15 protein-coding genes, 1 tRNA gene and 1 pseudogene are annotated in these 12,850 nt (G+C 69.7%); 8 read left to right on the top strand and 9 right to left on the bottom strand.

Annotated features, from left to right (window positions below; translation table 11 throughout):
• Positions 1–57 precede the first annotated feature (57 nt).
• Positions 58–1,593, top strand: a complete 1,536-nt coding sequence (locus Sco07f_RS05235; protein ID WP_087790392.1) for an amino acid permease — start codon at positions 58–60, stop codon at positions 1,591–1,593.
• 121 nt (positions 1,594–1,714) lie between these two features.
• Positions 1,715–1,787, top strand: a tRNA-Lys gene (locus tag Sco07f_RS05230).
• A gap of 103 nt (positions 1,788–1,890) precedes the next feature.
• Here the strand turns inward: Sco07f_RS05230 and Sco07f_RS05225 are convergent.
• On the bottom strand, positions 1,891–2,265 hold the full coding sequence (locus Sco07f_RS05225) for a MerR family transcriptional regulator (RefSeq protein ID WP_007451284.1): 375 nt from the start codon (positions 2,263–2,265) through the stop codon (positions 1,891–1,893).
• 67 nt (positions 2,266–2,332) lie between these two features.
• Between Sco07f_RS05225 and Sco07f_RS05220 the strand changes: the two genes are divergently transcribed.
• The 5 genes from Sco07f_RS05220 (at position 2,333) to Sco07f_RS05200 (ending at position 5,376) form a co-directional block, all read left to right on the top strand.
• Entirely contained in the window at positions 2,333–2,668 is a 336-nt protein-coding gene (locus Sco07f_RS05220; protein WP_108987111.1) for an EthD domain-containing protein, read from the top strand.
• Between the two features lie 406 nt (positions 2,669–3,074).
• Positions 3,075–3,428, top strand: coding sequence for a hypothetical protein (locus Sco07f_RS05215; protein ID WP_108987110.1), 354 nt, complete (start codon positions 3,075–3,077; stop codon positions 3,426–3,428).
• 241 nt (positions 3,429–3,669) lie between these two features.
• On the top strand, positions 3,670–4,524 hold the full coding sequence (locus Sco07f_RS05210; RefSeq protein ID WP_108987109.1) for an SCO2400 family protein: 855 nt from the start codon (positions 3,670–3,672) through the stop codon (positions 4,522–4,524).
• A 75-nt stretch (positions 4,525–4,599) separates the two neighbouring features.
• Positions 4,600–4,977 (top strand): hypothetical protein, encoded by a 378-nt coding sequence (locus Sco07f_RS05205; protein WP_108987108.1) that lies wholly within the window; start codon positions 4,600–4,602, stop codon positions 4,975–4,977.
• Positions 4,978–4,983: 6 nt separating this feature from the next.
• On the top strand, positions 4,984–5,376 hold the full coding sequence (locus Sco07f_RS05200) for a hypothetical protein (RefSeq protein WP_108987107.1): 393 nt from the start codon (positions 4,984–4,986) through the stop codon (positions 5,374–5,376).
• On the opposite strand, the gene Sco07f_RS05195 is transcribed toward Sco07f_RS05200, so the two are convergent.
• Genes Sco07f_RS05195 through Sco07f_RS05180 form a run of 4 tightly spaced genes read right to left on the bottom strand, consistent with a single transcriptional unit; the run spans position 5,357 to position 8,603 of the window.
• Positions 5,357–6,316 (bottom strand): MerR family transcriptional regulator, encoded by a 960-nt coding sequence (locus Sco07f_RS05195; protein ID WP_108987106.1) that lies wholly within the window; start codon positions 6,314–6,316, stop codon positions 5,357–5,359. The genes Sco07f_RS05200 and Sco07f_RS05195 overlap by 20 nt on opposite strands.
• A gap of 55 nt (positions 6,317–6,371) precedes the next feature.
• Positions 6,372–7,640 carry a M20 family metallopeptidase gene (locus tag Sco07f_RS05190; protein WP_108987105.1) on the bottom strand — a complete coding sequence of 423 codons (1,269 nt, stop codon included), beginning with the start codon at positions 7,638–7,640 and terminating at the stop codon, positions 6,372–6,374.
• A 24-nt stretch (positions 7,641–7,664) separates the two neighbouring features.
• Entirely contained in the window at positions 7,665–8,321 is a 657-nt protein-coding gene (locus Sco07f_RS05185) for a trimeric intracellular cation channel family protein (RefSeq protein ID WP_108987104.1), read from the bottom strand.
• A 30-nt stretch (positions 8,322–8,351) separates the two neighbouring features.
• Entirely contained in the window at positions 8,352–8,603 is a 252-nt protein-coding gene (locus Sco07f_RS05180) for a winged helix-turn-helix domain-containing protein (protein WP_387920736.1), read from the bottom strand.
• A 573-nt stretch (positions 8,604–9,176) separates the two neighbouring features.
• Between Sco07f_RS05180 and Sco07f_RS05165 the strand changes: the two are divergent.
• A pseudogene (locus tag Sco07f_RS05165) lies at positions 9,177–9,482 on the top strand (dihydrofolate reductase family protein); the annotation flags it as partial.
• Between the two features lie 518 nt (positions 9,483–10,000).
• On the opposite strand, the gene Sco07f_RS05155 reads toward Sco07f_RS05165, so the two are convergent.
• The 4 genes from Sco07f_RS05155 to Sco07f_RS05145 all read right to left on the bottom strand — a co-directional run bounded on the left by Sco07f_RS05155 (position 10,001) and on the right by Sco07f_RS05145 (position 12,743).
• The gene (locus Sco07f_RS05155; RefSeq protein ID WP_108987103.1) at positions 10,001–11,806 is read right to left on the bottom strand and encodes an alpha/beta hydrolase; all 1,806 of its coding nucleotides are present in this window, start codon (positions 11,804–11,806) and stop codon (positions 10,001–10,003) included.
• Between the two features lie 9 nt (positions 11,807–11,815).
• Positions 11,816–12,259 (bottom strand): hypothetical protein, encoded by a 444-nt coding sequence (locus Sco07f_RS05150; RefSeq protein ID WP_108987102.1) that lies wholly within the window; start codon positions 12,257–12,259, stop codon positions 11,816–11,818.
• Positions 12,260–12,399: 140 nt separating this feature from the next.
• Positions 12,400–12,552 (bottom strand): hypothetical protein, encoded by a 153-nt coding sequence (locus Sco07f_RS39715; RefSeq protein ID WP_159106925.1) that lies wholly within the window; start codon positions 12,550–12,552, stop codon positions 12,400–12,402.
• Positions 12,549–12,743 carry a hypothetical protein gene (locus Sco07f_RS05145; protein WP_108987101.1) on the bottom strand — a complete coding sequence of 65 codons (195 nt, stop codon included), beginning with the start codon at positions 12,741–12,743 and terminating at the stop codon, positions 12,549–12,551. Before Sco07f_RS05145 ends, Sco07f_RS39715 begins: the two co-directional genes overlap by 4 nt.
• Between the last annotated feature and the right edge of the window lie 107 nt (positions 12,744–12,850).

Here is a 12,850-nt window from a genome sequence, read left to right as displayed (position 1 = left end):
CCACGAAGTCCACGGAGTGACGCATGTCACGCTCACCGCAAGGGAATTGCTGGGGGCATGACAGATGACGCCAAGGCGAGTGGGCTGTCGGACGAGGAACGGCTGGCCCAGCTCGGCTACACCCAGGTTCTGGCCCGCCGCATGTCGGCGTTCTCCAACTACGCGGTCTCCTTCACGATCATCTCGGTCCTGTCGGGCTGCCTGACGCTCTACCTCTTCGGCATGAACACGGGCGGCCCCGCCGTCATCACCTGGGGCTGGGTCGCCGTCGGCCTGATGACGCTCTTCGTCGGCCTGGCGATGGCCGAGATCTGCTCGGCGTACCCGACCTCGGCGGGCCTCTACTTCTGGGCGCACCGCCTGGCTCCCCCGCGCACGGCGGCGGCCTGGGCCTGGTTCACGGGCTGGTTCAACGTGCTGGGCCAGGTCGCGGTCACCGCCGGCATCGACTTCGGCGCCGCGTCCTTCCTGGGCGCCTACCTGAACCTCCAGTTCGACTTCGAGGTGACCCCGGGCCGCACGATCCTCCTCTTCGCCGCGATCCTGATCCTCCACGGCCTCCTCAACACCTTCGGCGTCCGCATCGTCGGCCTGCTGAACAGCGTGAGCGTGTGGTGGCACGTCCTGGGCGTCGCGGTGATCGTCGGCGCGCTGACCTTCGCGCCGGACCGGCACCAGTCGGCGTCCTTCGTCTTCGGCGAGTTCGTGAACAACACGGGCTGGGGCAGCGGGGTGTACGTCGTCCTCATCGGTCTCCTGATGGCCCAGTACACCTTCACCGGCTACGACGCCTCCGCCCACATGACGGAGGAGACCCACGACGCGTCCACGGCCGGCCCGAAGGGCATCGTCCGTTCCATCTGGACCTCCTGGATCGCCGGCTTCGTCCTCCTGCTCGGCTTCACCTTCGCCATCCAGTCCTACGAAGGCGCCCTGACGTCCCCGACCGGTGCGCCGCCCGCGCAGATCCTCCTCGACGCCCTCGGCGCGACGGCGGGCAAGCTGCTGCTCCTCGTCGTCATCGGGGCCCAGCTCTTCTGCGGCATGGCGTCGGTGACGGCCAACAGCCGCATGATCTACGCCTTCTCACGGGACGGCGCCCTCCCGTACTCCCACATCTGGCACTCGGTGAACCCGCGCACCCGCACGCCGGTGGCGGCGGTCTGGCTGGCGGCACTGGCCGCGCTGGTCCTCGGCCTCCCGTACCTCATCAACGTCACCGCGTACGCCGCCGTGACGTCCATCGCGGTCATCGGCCTCTACATCGCGTACGTCATCCCGACCCTCCTCCGTGTCCGCAAGGGCGCCGCCTTCGAACGCGGGCCGTGGCACCTGGGCCGCTGGTCGCAGGTGATCGGCGTGATCGCGGTGACGTGGGTCGGCGTCATCACGGTCCTGTTCATGCTGCCCCAGGTCTCCCCGGTCACCTGGGAGACCTTCAACTACGCGCCGATCGCCGTCCTGGTCGTCCTGGGCTTCGCCGCCACCTGGTGGCTCGCCTCGGCCCGGCACTGGTTCCTCAACCCCGACCATGAACGCACCCGCGCCCGCGCGGCCTCCCGGGCGAACGCGCCCGAGCCGGTGGACCCGTAGTCCGGTCCTGTTCCCGCCGCCCTCCGACGCGGCCGTGACCCCGATACCCGATCGGCGTCCCGGCCGCGGCGGGCTATGCTCGGTGTGGCAACATCACGCAGCACCGCGCGACACACCGCCTGGGCCCTTAGCTCAATTGGCAGAGCAGTGGACTTTTAATCCATTGGTTGTGGGTTCGAGTCCCACAGGGCCTACCCGTCGCAGACGGAGGACGATCCCTCTGATCTGCCGTGCAGCGCCTGATTCGGCTTCGGTCGAGTCGGGCGCTGTCGCTTTTCGTGCGGCGTTCAGACCAGTTCACACCTCGCGGTCCGCCGACCGTGTCAGGTATGCGCGGTTGTCCTCGATGAGCCGGTCCAGCGCGTCCCTGGCGGCGACGAGGCCGTCGATGTCCTCGGACAGCCGGGCTCGCTCGCGGTCCATGATCTCCAGTGCCTGCCGCGCCCTGCCCTCGCTCGGCTCGGCCATGCAGGGCACCATCTCGACGAGGGTGCCGCTGGGCACGCCCGCCGCCAGGAACGCCTGGACCAGGCGCACCCGTTGGACGTGCTCGTCTTCGTAGTGACGCTGTCCGCCGGGCGAGCGGGAGCTGACGAGCAGGCCCTGCTCCTCGTAGTAGCGCAGCGACCGGCGGCTGGCTCCCGTCCGGGCGGACAATTCGCCGATCCGCATGCCGAACCCCTCCCGTGCTCCTGCTTCGCTTGACCCTGACATCGATGTGAGCGTTTAGGTTAACGCCATGCTGAAGCTCATCTTCATGATCAACCGCGCCGAGGGAATGTCGTACGAGCGTTTCGTCGACCACCACCGGAATCGGCACGCGCCGCTGTTCACCTCCATCCCGGAGGCGGAGCGCCACGTGCGCAAATACGTCGTGTCGCACCCGGTCCCCGCCGAGAACTACCCGCCCCGGGCCTATGACGGCCTGACGGAGATCTGGTTCGAGGACTGGGAGGGCCACGACGCCTTCTTCGCCTCCGACAACTACCGGACGCTGGTCAACCCCGACGAAGCACGCTTCATCGACATGGGCTCAGTGGCCGTGATGGTCACCGAGGAGAAGGAGGTCATCTGACCGGACCGGCATGCGGGTTGTCGAAGGGCGCCGTCGCTACTGACCGTGACCAGCGGGAAGGGGCTGTCCGGCAGCACCGGGTCCTGGAGCCGGCCCACCCCCACTGACGTCGCCGGCGGGCGCGGATCCCGCGGGTCAGTGGTCATGGCGGTGCCTGCTCGCCGTCTTCTCGAATCGCTTACACGTCGCGCACAAAAAATTCCGGCGGCCGGGGCGAGCCGGTCCAGGTGGGAAAGCGTCCGTAACAACTGCCATTTTTTGTGCCGATCCGGCGGTGGTGTAACGCGAAAGGGTCCGCAGGGCGCTGAAGCAGGCGTACGTAGGAAGAGGTGGGCGGCGGCCCGGGTTTCCATTCCTGACCTGGATTCGGCGCTCCGACACGGCATCACGTCAGATCGGATTCCCTGTGAGCAACTTCGACCCCGCTCCCGGACATCAGACGTACGACCGGCCGACGGGCCCCGGCCCGGCCGTGCGACGGCAGGCCGCCACCCGGCGCACGGCCCTCGCCGTCTGCACGGTCGCCGACATCGCGGCGGGCCTGCTGGGCCTGTGGATCCTTCTGTTCCTGCTGGACGCGAACCGGGCGAACGTGTTCGTCGAGTTCGTGCGGGGAACGGCGGACTGGCTGGCCTGGTGGTCGCAGGACATTTTCACGATGGACACGGAGGGTCTTCGCGTCCTCCTCAATTACGGCCTCCCGGCGGTCATATATTTGGTGATCGGTCACGGGATATCCGCCCGGCTCAACCGGGCCTGACAGCGGATCTCCCCTTTTCACCGGCGAGCGCGGCGTGTCGTTGTGGGCGGGTTCGGTGCGCGGTTTTCGCCCGTCCCGCCCTGCCCATGAAATCCACGCAGGAACGTCACACGGGCTGCGCACTGCCTGTCCTGGGCCCCGTTAGCCTGACTGGCCGTTCGATCCCCTGCGCGGATGTGATCAGGCCGCGGCCCGGGCGGGCCAACGGCACAGTCGAACCAGGAAGACCGGAAGCCAGCAGATGGATTACTGCTCCTCGTGCCGTCGGCATCTCAACGGTGCCCTGGTGTGCCCCGGGTGCGGCGCCTACGCCCCGGACATCGCCCCGCACGTCACCGTCGGTGACCGTGACGCGGACACCGTCCCGGCACTCCCGGCACCGGGCCCGGCCCCGGTGCCGACGGACACCCCGGCAGCCGATGTCGCGGAGCTGCCGCCCGCGCGGCAGCAGGGGCGGGCGGCGCGCCGGCGCCAGTTGACCCGCTGGAAGAAGAACAAGCGCCGGGCGGTGGTCGCGAGTGCCGTGGCGCTCGTCGGTGGCGGGCTGTCCCTCGCCACGATGGACCGGCAGTCCGGCGACCGGGCGCAGGCGACCACGGCTCCGGACCACCGGAGCATGGGCGTCGCGGACGAGGAGATAACCGAGCGGGACCGCCCGGTGCCCGCGCCGACCACCCCCGAGGACACCCACAGGTCGTCCCGCACCCCTGCCCAGCCGTACGAGCAGCGGCACGAGCAGTCGCAGTCGCAGTCGTCGGCGGTCGGCGCCCCGCGCCATCAGTCCGTCGCAGAAGCGTCCCGCACGGCGCCCGCCACCCCGCCGCGGACCACCGCGTCCTCCCCGCCACCCGCGACACCGACGCTCCCGCAGCCGCCGAGCACCGACACGTCCCCCGCCGACACGCCCCCCGCCGACACGTCCACCGCCGGTTCGGGCTCCGCCGATTCGGGCTCCGGCCGTTCCGACTCGACGGCCGGGCGGACGCCGGCCCCCTCGACCGCCGACGGCGGGGCGTCGGACACGTCCCCGACGTCCCCCGCGCTGATCTCGACCTCGCCGACGGAGGTCTGCCTGTTGGGGCTGTGCCTCGGCTGACCGAAAGGACGCCGGGCGAAGGGGTCGCACGCGCAGGCGGCCCCGCTGTGACGGCGCCGGGTAGGGTCTGTCGCCATGAGCGCAACACCCCGCGGCCCGGGCCGAGTTGACCTGCGTCCCCGCCGGGTCACCCCGCACCGCCTCGGCGCCGCCGCCGTGGTCTACGGCGTGTTCGTCGCGGGCTGGTACCTGGGGCAGCCGGTGACCCCCGAGTGCCGCCCCGACCGGGCCGCTCTCGACCGGGCCACCGAAAAGTACGGGCACGTACCGGTCTCCACGCCCACCCCCGTGGCCGGTCCGGCCGGGGAACCGTCGGCGATCGCTCGGCACGACCCGGTCGAGGCCACCGACACCGTCCACATCCTCACGGCCACTGTCTACGCCGTCCCCTGCGGCAACGACACGGGCGAACTCCCCAGGCTCGCGGCCTGGTTCGACGGCGTCCGGGGGTAGCACAGGATGCCCGCCTGGATCACCCTGCGCCGCCTCGGGGTCGTCACCACGCTGTACGCCGTGTTCCTGGCCGGGTGGTGGCTGGGCCAGCCCGTGCGCTCCGACGGCTGCCACGAGGACCGGCACGCGGCCGGGGGCGACGGCCGCGCCGTACCGGTGGAACCGGCCGACCCCGGCCGCTACCTGGACAACCTCGGTCTCGGGTTCCCGGACTTCGGTCTCCTCGACTGGGCCGACGACATGGACGGCCGCCGCGACGGCGAGTACGGTCCCGGCGACCACGGCTACGAGCTGCGGTACGGGGACGGCACGTACGCCACGTCCGGCCCGGACCACGGCTTCTGCTCCTACACGAAGCGTGCCCGCCTGCTCGCCTGGGTCAACGGCGACTGGGACTGACCCGGCCGGACCGGCGAAGTGCCCGGGCCATCCAGGGCTGGAAGGGCAGATGCCCGGGGATCACCTGCCAGTCGTTGACGGTCCACACCAGACGCCAGTACCGCTCGACGAGCGGATCGTGCCCCGCTTCGAACCGCGACGCCATCCACTCCCGCAACTCGGGCCCGTCGGGACGGCCGAGTACGGCGGCGAAGCGCTCCGCGACGGCCTCGACCACCGGATCGGCACCGGAACCGTCCGGCGCGATGCCCGCCGCCCTCGCGTCGGCGACGGCCCCCCTGACGAACGGGACGAGCTCGGCCGCCTGCTCGGAGGCCACGCCCGGCAGCGCGTCCTCGTCGGCGGGCGGGAACGCCGCGTCCGCCATGCGCGTGCGGAAGTCGTCGTCGGCGATGAGTTCGGCCAGCTCCACCCACGCGGCGAGTTGGGCGTCGGACGGTTCGTCGGGGAGGTCGGGCAGGGCCGTGCGCAGGACGGCGGCAGCGCTGCGGGCCTGTGGCGTGCCGGCGCCGAGGCCGGCGATGAAGTCGGCGACCATGCGCCGTCGTTCGTCGGCGGTGAGGCGGGTCAGCCGGTGCATGAGAACGGTCTCCTCGGGACTGGGGCCGCGCCGGGCGACGAGCCGCAGCATGCTGTGGCGCAGCCGCAGGGCGCGGATCTGGAGGGCGGTGGCGTCGGCGTGCGCGGCGGCGACCTCGGCGACGGAGAGGTCGCCGTCCAGGACGCGGCGGACCGTGGCCAGGTCGACGTCCAGCTCCCGCAGGACGCCGATGAGGCGGAGCCGGTCGAGGGCCGCGTCGTCGTAGCGGCGGTATCCGGCAGGGGTGCGGTCCGTGGGCGGCAGCAGTCCGGTGTCCGAGTAGAACCGGATCGTCCGTACGGGCACTCCGGTACGGGCCGACAGTTCACCGATCGAGTGCGGGGGCGTCGCGCCGTTCATGGAGCCCACTCTCCGGTCTCCAGTCACTGGAGAGTCAAGCCGACCGCGCGGGGTGCTACGCGGAGCGGTCGTCGCCGATCCAGGCCAGTGCGGCCACCGTCAGCGCGCTCACGCCCGTGTCCAGGGTGGGCTGGACGACGGGCGCGAAGGCGGCACTGTGGTTGACCGGGATGTCCTGGGCGACGGTCCCTTTGCGGGCGGCCTCGGCGTAGCGGTCCGGGTCGATGCCGCCGATCGCCCAGTACGTGAACGGCACCCCGAAGGCCCCCGGGATCTCGCTCATGTCCTCGCTGGCGGTCTGCAGCTCGACGGTGTGCGCGTCGTCGCCGAAGTACGCGCCGAACGCCTCCGCGACGCGCCGGGTGGGCTCCTCGTCGTTGACGGTGGGCGGGAAGGACGAGAGCCGCTCGAACTCCGGTTCCCGGGGGGAGCGGGACGCCTCGCACTCGGCGCGGACGATGCGCTTGATCGCGTCCAGGACCTGGGTGCGGGTGGCGTCGTCGTACGTGCGGACGTTGAGCTCCAGGACGGCCCGGTCGGGGATGACGTTGGGGCCGCTGCCGGCGTGGACGCTGCCCACGGTCACCACGGCGGGCGTGGTGGCGGCCAGCTCGCGGGAGACGACGGTCTGAAGCCGTACGACGACCGATGCGGCGATCACCACCGGGTCGACCGACGCCTGGGGTGCCGAACCGTGCGCGCCCCGGCCGTGCACGGTGACCCGGAGGCTGTCGGCGGCGGACAGGAAGGAGCCCGCCCGGGTGCCGACGTAACCGGCCGGGTACGGCAGGACGTGCTGGGCGAGGACGACGTCGGGGCGGGGCGACCTGTCGGTCAGACCGTCCTCGATCATGGCGTCGGCGCCGTCCCCGTTCTCCTCCGAGGGCTGGAACAGCGCGACGAAGGTGCCGCGCCAGGCGTCCCGGTGCTCGGCCAGCAGGCGCGCGCATCCGGTCAGGCAGGTCACGTGCACGTCGTGGCCGCAGGCGTGCATCACCGGCTGCTCCCGGCCGTCCTCGTCGGTCACCGTCGCGGTGGAGGCGTACGGCAGGCCGGTCCGCTCGCGCACCGGGAGGGCGTCCATGTCGGCGCGGGCCATGACGACCGGGCCGTCCCCGTTGGCGAGGACCCCGACCACGCCGGTGCCGCCGACGCCCTCGGTGACGTCGTAGCCGCTCTGCCGCAAGGCGTCCGCCGCCCTCTTCGCCGTACGGTGCTCCCGCAGGCCGAGTTCGGGATGCCGGTGCAGGTCCCGGTAGAGGTCCTCGAGGTCGGAGCGGACGGAGCCGAGGCCGGCCAGGACGGTCCGGGCGGTGTCACTCATCCGGGGTGCTCCATTCCTTCGAGGCTACTTGCGGCGCCGTGTTCCGCCACCGGGCGGACGCGTCTCGGGCGGTTCCGGGGCGTTGAGGCCGAAGTGCAGTCCGAGCATGCGGATCAGGAAGCAGACCGCCGCCGCTCCGAGCGTCGCCGGCAGGCCGTACAGCCCCGTCTCGGTGGTCGCGACCGTCACCGCCGCGCCCACCAGGGCGGGGATGGCGTACAGGCCGGTGCGCAGCACCGTCGGGATCTGGCCGACCAGGGTGTCGCGGATCGTCCCTCCGCCCACCGCCGTGATCACGCCCAGCAGCATCGCCGGTACGACGGCCAGCCCGGCGTCCAGCGCCTTGCTCGCGCCGATCACCGCGAAGGTGGACAGCCCGACCGCGTCGAGCACGGTGATCGCGGGCTCCAGCCGGCGCAGGTGCCTGCTGACGGCGAAGGCGATCAGCCCGCCGGCCGCGGCGAGCGTGTAGTAGCGCCAGTCCAGGAACGTGGCGGACGGCAGCGAGTCGATGAGCACGTCCCGGATGACCCCGCCGCCCAACGCGGTGATCATCCCGAGCACCACCACCCCGACCACGTCGAGCCGCGCGGCCCGCACCGCCGTCAGCGCCCCGTTCAGCCCGAACGCGAACGTGCCGGTCAGGTCCAGGGCGACCAGCGGGGCGGGTTCGGTGCTCATGGGGCGCCGGGTACCCCGCCGCCGGGTTCGTCAGCCGGTGGGCTTGTCGTCGTCCCCGGAGTTCGAGGAGGGCTCCTTCGCGCACACGAAGGTTCCCTTTACGGGGACGGTGATGAGCAGCCCTTGGTCGCGGAGTTCTCGGATGGCACGGCGGACGGTGTTGACGGCCACGCCGTACTCGTCCGCGAGGTCACGCTCGCCCGGGAGGCGTGCGCCGACCGGGAGCCGCCCCGCCCGGATCTGTTCAGTGAGGCGGTGGACGACCTGCAGGTACACGTACACGTGACTGCACCGCGCGGGCGCCCCGCGTCACCGGGCCCGGAGCACGCCTGGCCCCACGGCCCCCGCCCGCCTTCCCCTCCACCACTCCCCGTACTGCCGTCACCTCCCCCTGGACGGCGCCGAGAGCCGTCTGGTCCGCCCCTACCTCGCCGCCCACGACCAGGAACGGGACCGCCAGCGGCACCGCCGCCTCGCCCTCGTGCTCGCCGCCGACTTCGGTATCGAGCTGGACCAGCACGTCGTCGGCGCGCGGAAGGTGGCCGCGTGATGACACCGCCTACCGCGCTGCGGCTACTGCCCTGGCTGTCGGCGGAGGGGAAGCCCTGCTTCCTCGCCCCCGGCGACGGCACCGGGTTGGTGTCCCGGCTCGCCGACGAGACGGAGGCCCGGCAGCTCGCCGAGGGGCTGGACGTCCTCCGCTCGGCGCACGGAGTCCTGAGCGACCCGGTGTCCCCGAACGCCGAGGTCCGGTACACGGCGATCCGTCTGACCGAGTGCCTCGCGGACGTACTGAGGGTCGCGGAGTCGAGGGGGCGGCGCCTGCCGGAGGCGGACGGAGAGTTCGAGCGCCTGCTGCTGGTGAACTCGGCCGAGCGGCGGGCGGCGCGGGTCGCGGCCGGGCAGGCGGAGTACCCGCTCAAGGTCACCGTCAGCGGCAGCGGCGAGCTGGATCCGGCGGCGCGGTTCTGGCACACGGGCGGGGAGAAGGTGCTGCTGACCACGGACGACGGTGCCCGGCGGGCCCGCGGGCTCGGGATCGGCGCCGATGTGGTGTCCCTGGGACCGGTGCTGGACTGGCGCGCCGCGCTGGAGTACCTGCACGACCGAAGTGATCGACTCCTGGTTCGAGGGCGTGGCTTAGAAACGTTCGATCTCCTGGCCGTCTGGGATCCGGAAACAGCCGGACACTACGTCCATACTCAATTTTGGCGGATCATTCTTTGCCATCTCGATCACTCTGATACTGGCCTTGTTGTCGTCGTTGTCGGCAGTCATTCTGATGTTCTTGTTCTTGCTGGTGTCGGGTCCATAATCGACAATTTTCCAGCCGTTTTTCGGTAGTTCTGTCTTCAGTTGCTCCATTGCCACATGGAGGTCGCTTGCCGTCGCAGGATAAAAATTCCAGGGATGAAGAATCCTGAAATGCGTCTCCCTGCTTTCGTCCGAGCAGCTCATGACCGTTGACTGATCGTTAGAGGCCTTCCCTCGCACGCCGATCAGATCGTAGATTCCACTGGAAACCCTCTCCAGTGCATCGGCCGCATCGCTCGAGGTGCTAGTACCGGCGGTTGGGACGTCGTGGGAGTCGTTTTTGGTCATGCTGCATCCAGTTAGGGCAGTGAGGGTAACGGATACGGCGAGCGCAAGGACGCTTACTCGGGATTTCACACCAGCTCCTACTTGACGTGTGCCCACGGGTCGGGCGGTGGCTGCAGAGCCACGTTGTCGCCCGCTCCGACGACCACCAGGGCTTGATTGTGCAGACTCTCGGTATCAGCGTCCCAGTAGTCGCTGTGTCCTTCGGTGTCCGTGGTCATCTGGTTTGCGCCGAACTCCGGGTCGCTAGGGATGACGAAGCCGTCTCCGCCGTGACCCCAGCGGCCGATGTCCGGAACCACGTCTCCGTCTGCTTCCTGGTTCCACACATGTCCCTCGGGGACGTCCATGTCACGGGCGTTGGACACCTTGACGCCGGGGCTCCCCGCCAAGATGACCTCATCGGCGTTGAGACGCCCAGTCTCGGCCGCCGCTCCGACAAGAGTCGTTCCGTATGAGTGGGCGATCACGGTGGTGTGGGACGGTGAATCGACGGAACGCGATGCGTCGAGGCCATCCATGAAGCCACGGAGCGCGGGCGCTCCGTCGTACGCGTAGTGCTCAAATGGTGCATCACGGTAGACGCTGTCCGGTGCGTCGTAACCAAGCCAGGTGATCGTGGAAACGGACCCTCCGTCGGCTTCCTTATGAGCGGCGTGCCAGACGTTCACCATACGGTCGACGTTCCCCCCAATACTCTTCAAGTCAGCCTCCGTGCCGGGAACGTAGACCGCTGTGTGATCCGCCGTGTCCGGGTCTCCGTTAGCGATGATCGCGCGGCCGTCGTCCTTGGCGCTGAATCCCAGGAGATACGCGTCAGGCAAGCCTCTCGTACCGGTCGCGTCGAAGCGGTCCTGGATCGCGTCCATGCCGTCGAGAGGGCTCTGCAGTTCCTTCCGCTTCTTCTCCCACTCACGCCATTCCTCGGTGGGAACCTTTGCCGTCCATCGCTCGCCAGTCTGGGCGTTGATGATCTCGCGTTCGACGTAGGACGGTACGGGCTCTTTCGCCATCCAGGAGTCCATCTTGGTCTGCGCAACGCCACGGGCCTCGGCCAACACGGTCCGATTGGCCTCGTCGCGCACAGTGGCAGGGAGCCCGTCCATCCACCCGATCGAGTCGGGATGCACCGAGATATAGGCAGCTCGCTGCTCTTCGGTAAGTCCGTGCCACCACTCGGCATTCTCCTCGGGTGTTCCCTGCTTGGGCGGCTCCCTGAACGACTCCAGGTAGTCGTCTGCTCCCTTGAGGACGCCAGCGGTGTCTTCCTTCACATCGACCCAGTCTCCGCTGGAGACGGTGAGGTCGTCGTCCGCCTTCAGGGCCCGCAGCTTCGGTGCCCATTTCTCGTCGGCCTCTGTCGCCTCCTTGAGGGCAGTGGCGATCAGGTCGGCGCAGTCCTGGGCGAGGCGGTGGTGCGGGTTGGGGTCGAAGTTGGCGGCCTGCCTGCCGATGGCCGAGGCCGTACCGTCCGTCAGGCCGCCCACCGTGCCACCGTCGGGGGTCTTGCCGTCCCCGCCCTTCTTGCCGCCGGGCGGGTAGGTGACCGACCCGTCGGAGTTCACGGTGAGGTTCGCCGCCTTGGCGTTCTCGAGGGCCGTGTCGAGTTTCCGCTTGGCCGCTTCCGTCTCGTACGAGAACGCCTCAAGGGCGGTGCTGACGAGGCCGCACTGCACTTGGACGTAGTGGAAGTTCTGGCTCAGTTCTCTCAGCTGCTCGCCTGCCGCTGTGGCGGCCTTTCCCTTCAGCTGGTTCCTCAATGCCACTGCTATCTGGTTGTCGATGCGGTCCTTGGCCGCGCTCGCCATGTCGGAGGTGCTGCGGTAACCGTCGGCCGCTTCGGAGTACTCGGTGGGCTTGAGAGCCTTGAGAGTCGCGAGATCCATGACGTCCGGTTACCGCCCCTGGCCCTGACCGCCGACAGCCGGCGTATCCGCGTACGCCACGTTCAGTTTGGTGACCTCCGCCTCGACCGACTCGTCAGTCCTCACCTGGTCGGTGCCGGCCTTCACCAGAAGGCCGGAGAGCTTTCCGCAGCGACCGCTGAGGCGTTCCACGTAGGTCGCCCAGGAATCGTGGACGTCCTTCTGGGCAGCAGCGGTCAGGCAGTCGGAGTCGCTGCCGAGGCCCGTCTGGCCGTTCTGGAGCTTCGCGGTTGCCTTGCTGATGTCCTCACGCAGCGAGCCGATGTCCGTACCGGCCCTCGTCCAAGCCGGTTTGTTGGAGATGAGGTCGCCCTCACTGGCTCCGCGGTCTCCTGGTAACTGGTTCAGCTGCATGTGTGTGCCGTGCCGCTCGGCCGCCGCGGCCTTGAGCTGTTCCCATTCGTCCCACGCCATGATTGCCCCCTCCCCTGTCCCGCGCCGCCAAGCAGGTCGGAATGTACGACCGCCACGCCGCGGTGATCGATACGGACGGTAGCGTCCTGTCACCACGCGCATCATCCGTGTCGCCCACCATCCCGTCTGAGTACGCGTACTCAGGCCGCTATGCCTGCGCTGCCGAGCGGCACTTCGACGATGCGGTGTGCCTCCAGAGGGACGGCCGACTGCCAAACGCGGACTACCACTTCGGCTTCGCGGTGGAGTGCGTGCTGAAAAGCCTGCTGCTGCGCCGTCACTGCGGCGATCATGTCGCCCCCGTCACATCGATCGGCTCGACGGTGTCGTACAGCACCTCGAAGCACTCAAACGCCCGCTTGCGGAATTCCTTCAGGTAGTCGTCCATCGGGTAGTGCACGGAGTCCGGCACCATGGAGGCGACCATGCGCAACTTTTGATCGCGATGGCGACGCTCGCCGCCCGTACCGCGGACGTTCCCCATGCCGGCGAGGTCTTGGCGGAGCCGGTGCGGTTCGTCCGTCTCACGGGAACGTAGAAGGCCCCGGCCGCCCCCCTAGCCCGACCGCCCGACCCACCGGAGTGCCGCCC

This window comes from Streptomyces coelicoflavus (assembly GCF_003112555.1).
GTDB classification, from domain to species: Bacteria; Actinomycetota; Actinomycetes; order Streptomycetales; family Streptomycetaceae; genus Streptomyces; species Streptomyces coelicoflavus.
This window is presented reverse-complemented; position numbering and strand designations above follow the sequence as displayed.

Excerpts from the sequence above, each read along its gene's own strand:
- Sco07f_RS05205 (WP_108987108.1), top strand. The coding sequence starts at position 4,600 with ATGAGCGCAACACCCCGCGGCCCGGGCCGAGTTGACCTGCGTCCCCGC.
- Sco07f_RS05145 (WP_108987101.1), bottom strand. The coding sequence starts at position 12,743 with ATGGGGAACGTCCGCGGTACGGGCGGCGAGCGTCGCCATCGCGATCAA.
- Sco07f_RS05195 (WP_108987106.1), bottom strand. The coding sequence starts at position 6,316 with ATGAACGGCGCGACGCCCCCGCACTCGATCGGTGAACTGTCGGCCCGT.
- Sco07f_RS05225 (WP_007451284.1), bottom strand. The coding sequence starts at position 2,265 with ATGCGGATCGGCGAATTGTCCGCCCGGACGGGAGCCAGCCGCCGGTCG.
- Sco07f_RS05155 (WP_108987103.1), bottom strand. The coding sequence starts at position 11,806 with ATGGATCTCGCGACTCTCAAGGCTCTCAAGCCCACCGAGTACTCCGAA.
- Sco07f_RS05200 (WP_108987107.1), top strand. The coding sequence starts at position 4,984 with ATGCCCGCCTGGATCACCCTGCGCCGCCTCGGGGTCGTCACCACGCTG.
- Sco07f_RS05150 (WP_108987102.1), bottom strand. The coding sequence starts at position 12,259 with ATGGCGTGGGACGAATGGGAACAGCTCAAGGCCGCGGCGGCCGAGCGG.
- Sco07f_RS05220 (WP_108987111.1), top strand. The coding sequence starts at position 2,333 with ATGCTGAAGCTCATCTTCATGATCAACCGCGCCGAGGGAATGTCGTAC.
- Sco07f_RS05185 (WP_108987104.1), bottom strand. The coding sequence starts at position 8,321 with ATGAGCACCGAACCCGCCCCGCTGGTCGCCCTGGACCTGACCGGCACG.
- Sco07f_RS05210 (WP_108987109.1), top strand. The coding sequence starts at position 3,670 with ATGGATTACTGCTCCTCGTGCCGTCGGCATCTCAACGGTGCCCTGGTG.
- Sco07f_RS05190 (WP_108987105.1), bottom strand. The coding sequence starts at position 7,640 with ATGAGTGACACCGCCCGGACCGTCCTGGCCGGCCTCGGCTCCGTCCGC.
- Sco07f_RS05235 (WP_087790392.1), top strand. The coding sequence starts at position 58 with ATGACAGATGACGCCAAGGCGAGTGGGCTGTCGGACGAGGAACGGCTG.
- Sco07f_RS39715 (WP_159106925.1), bottom strand. The coding sequence starts at position 12,552 with ATGATCGCCGCAGTGACGGCGCAGCAGCAGGCTTTTCAGCACGCACTC.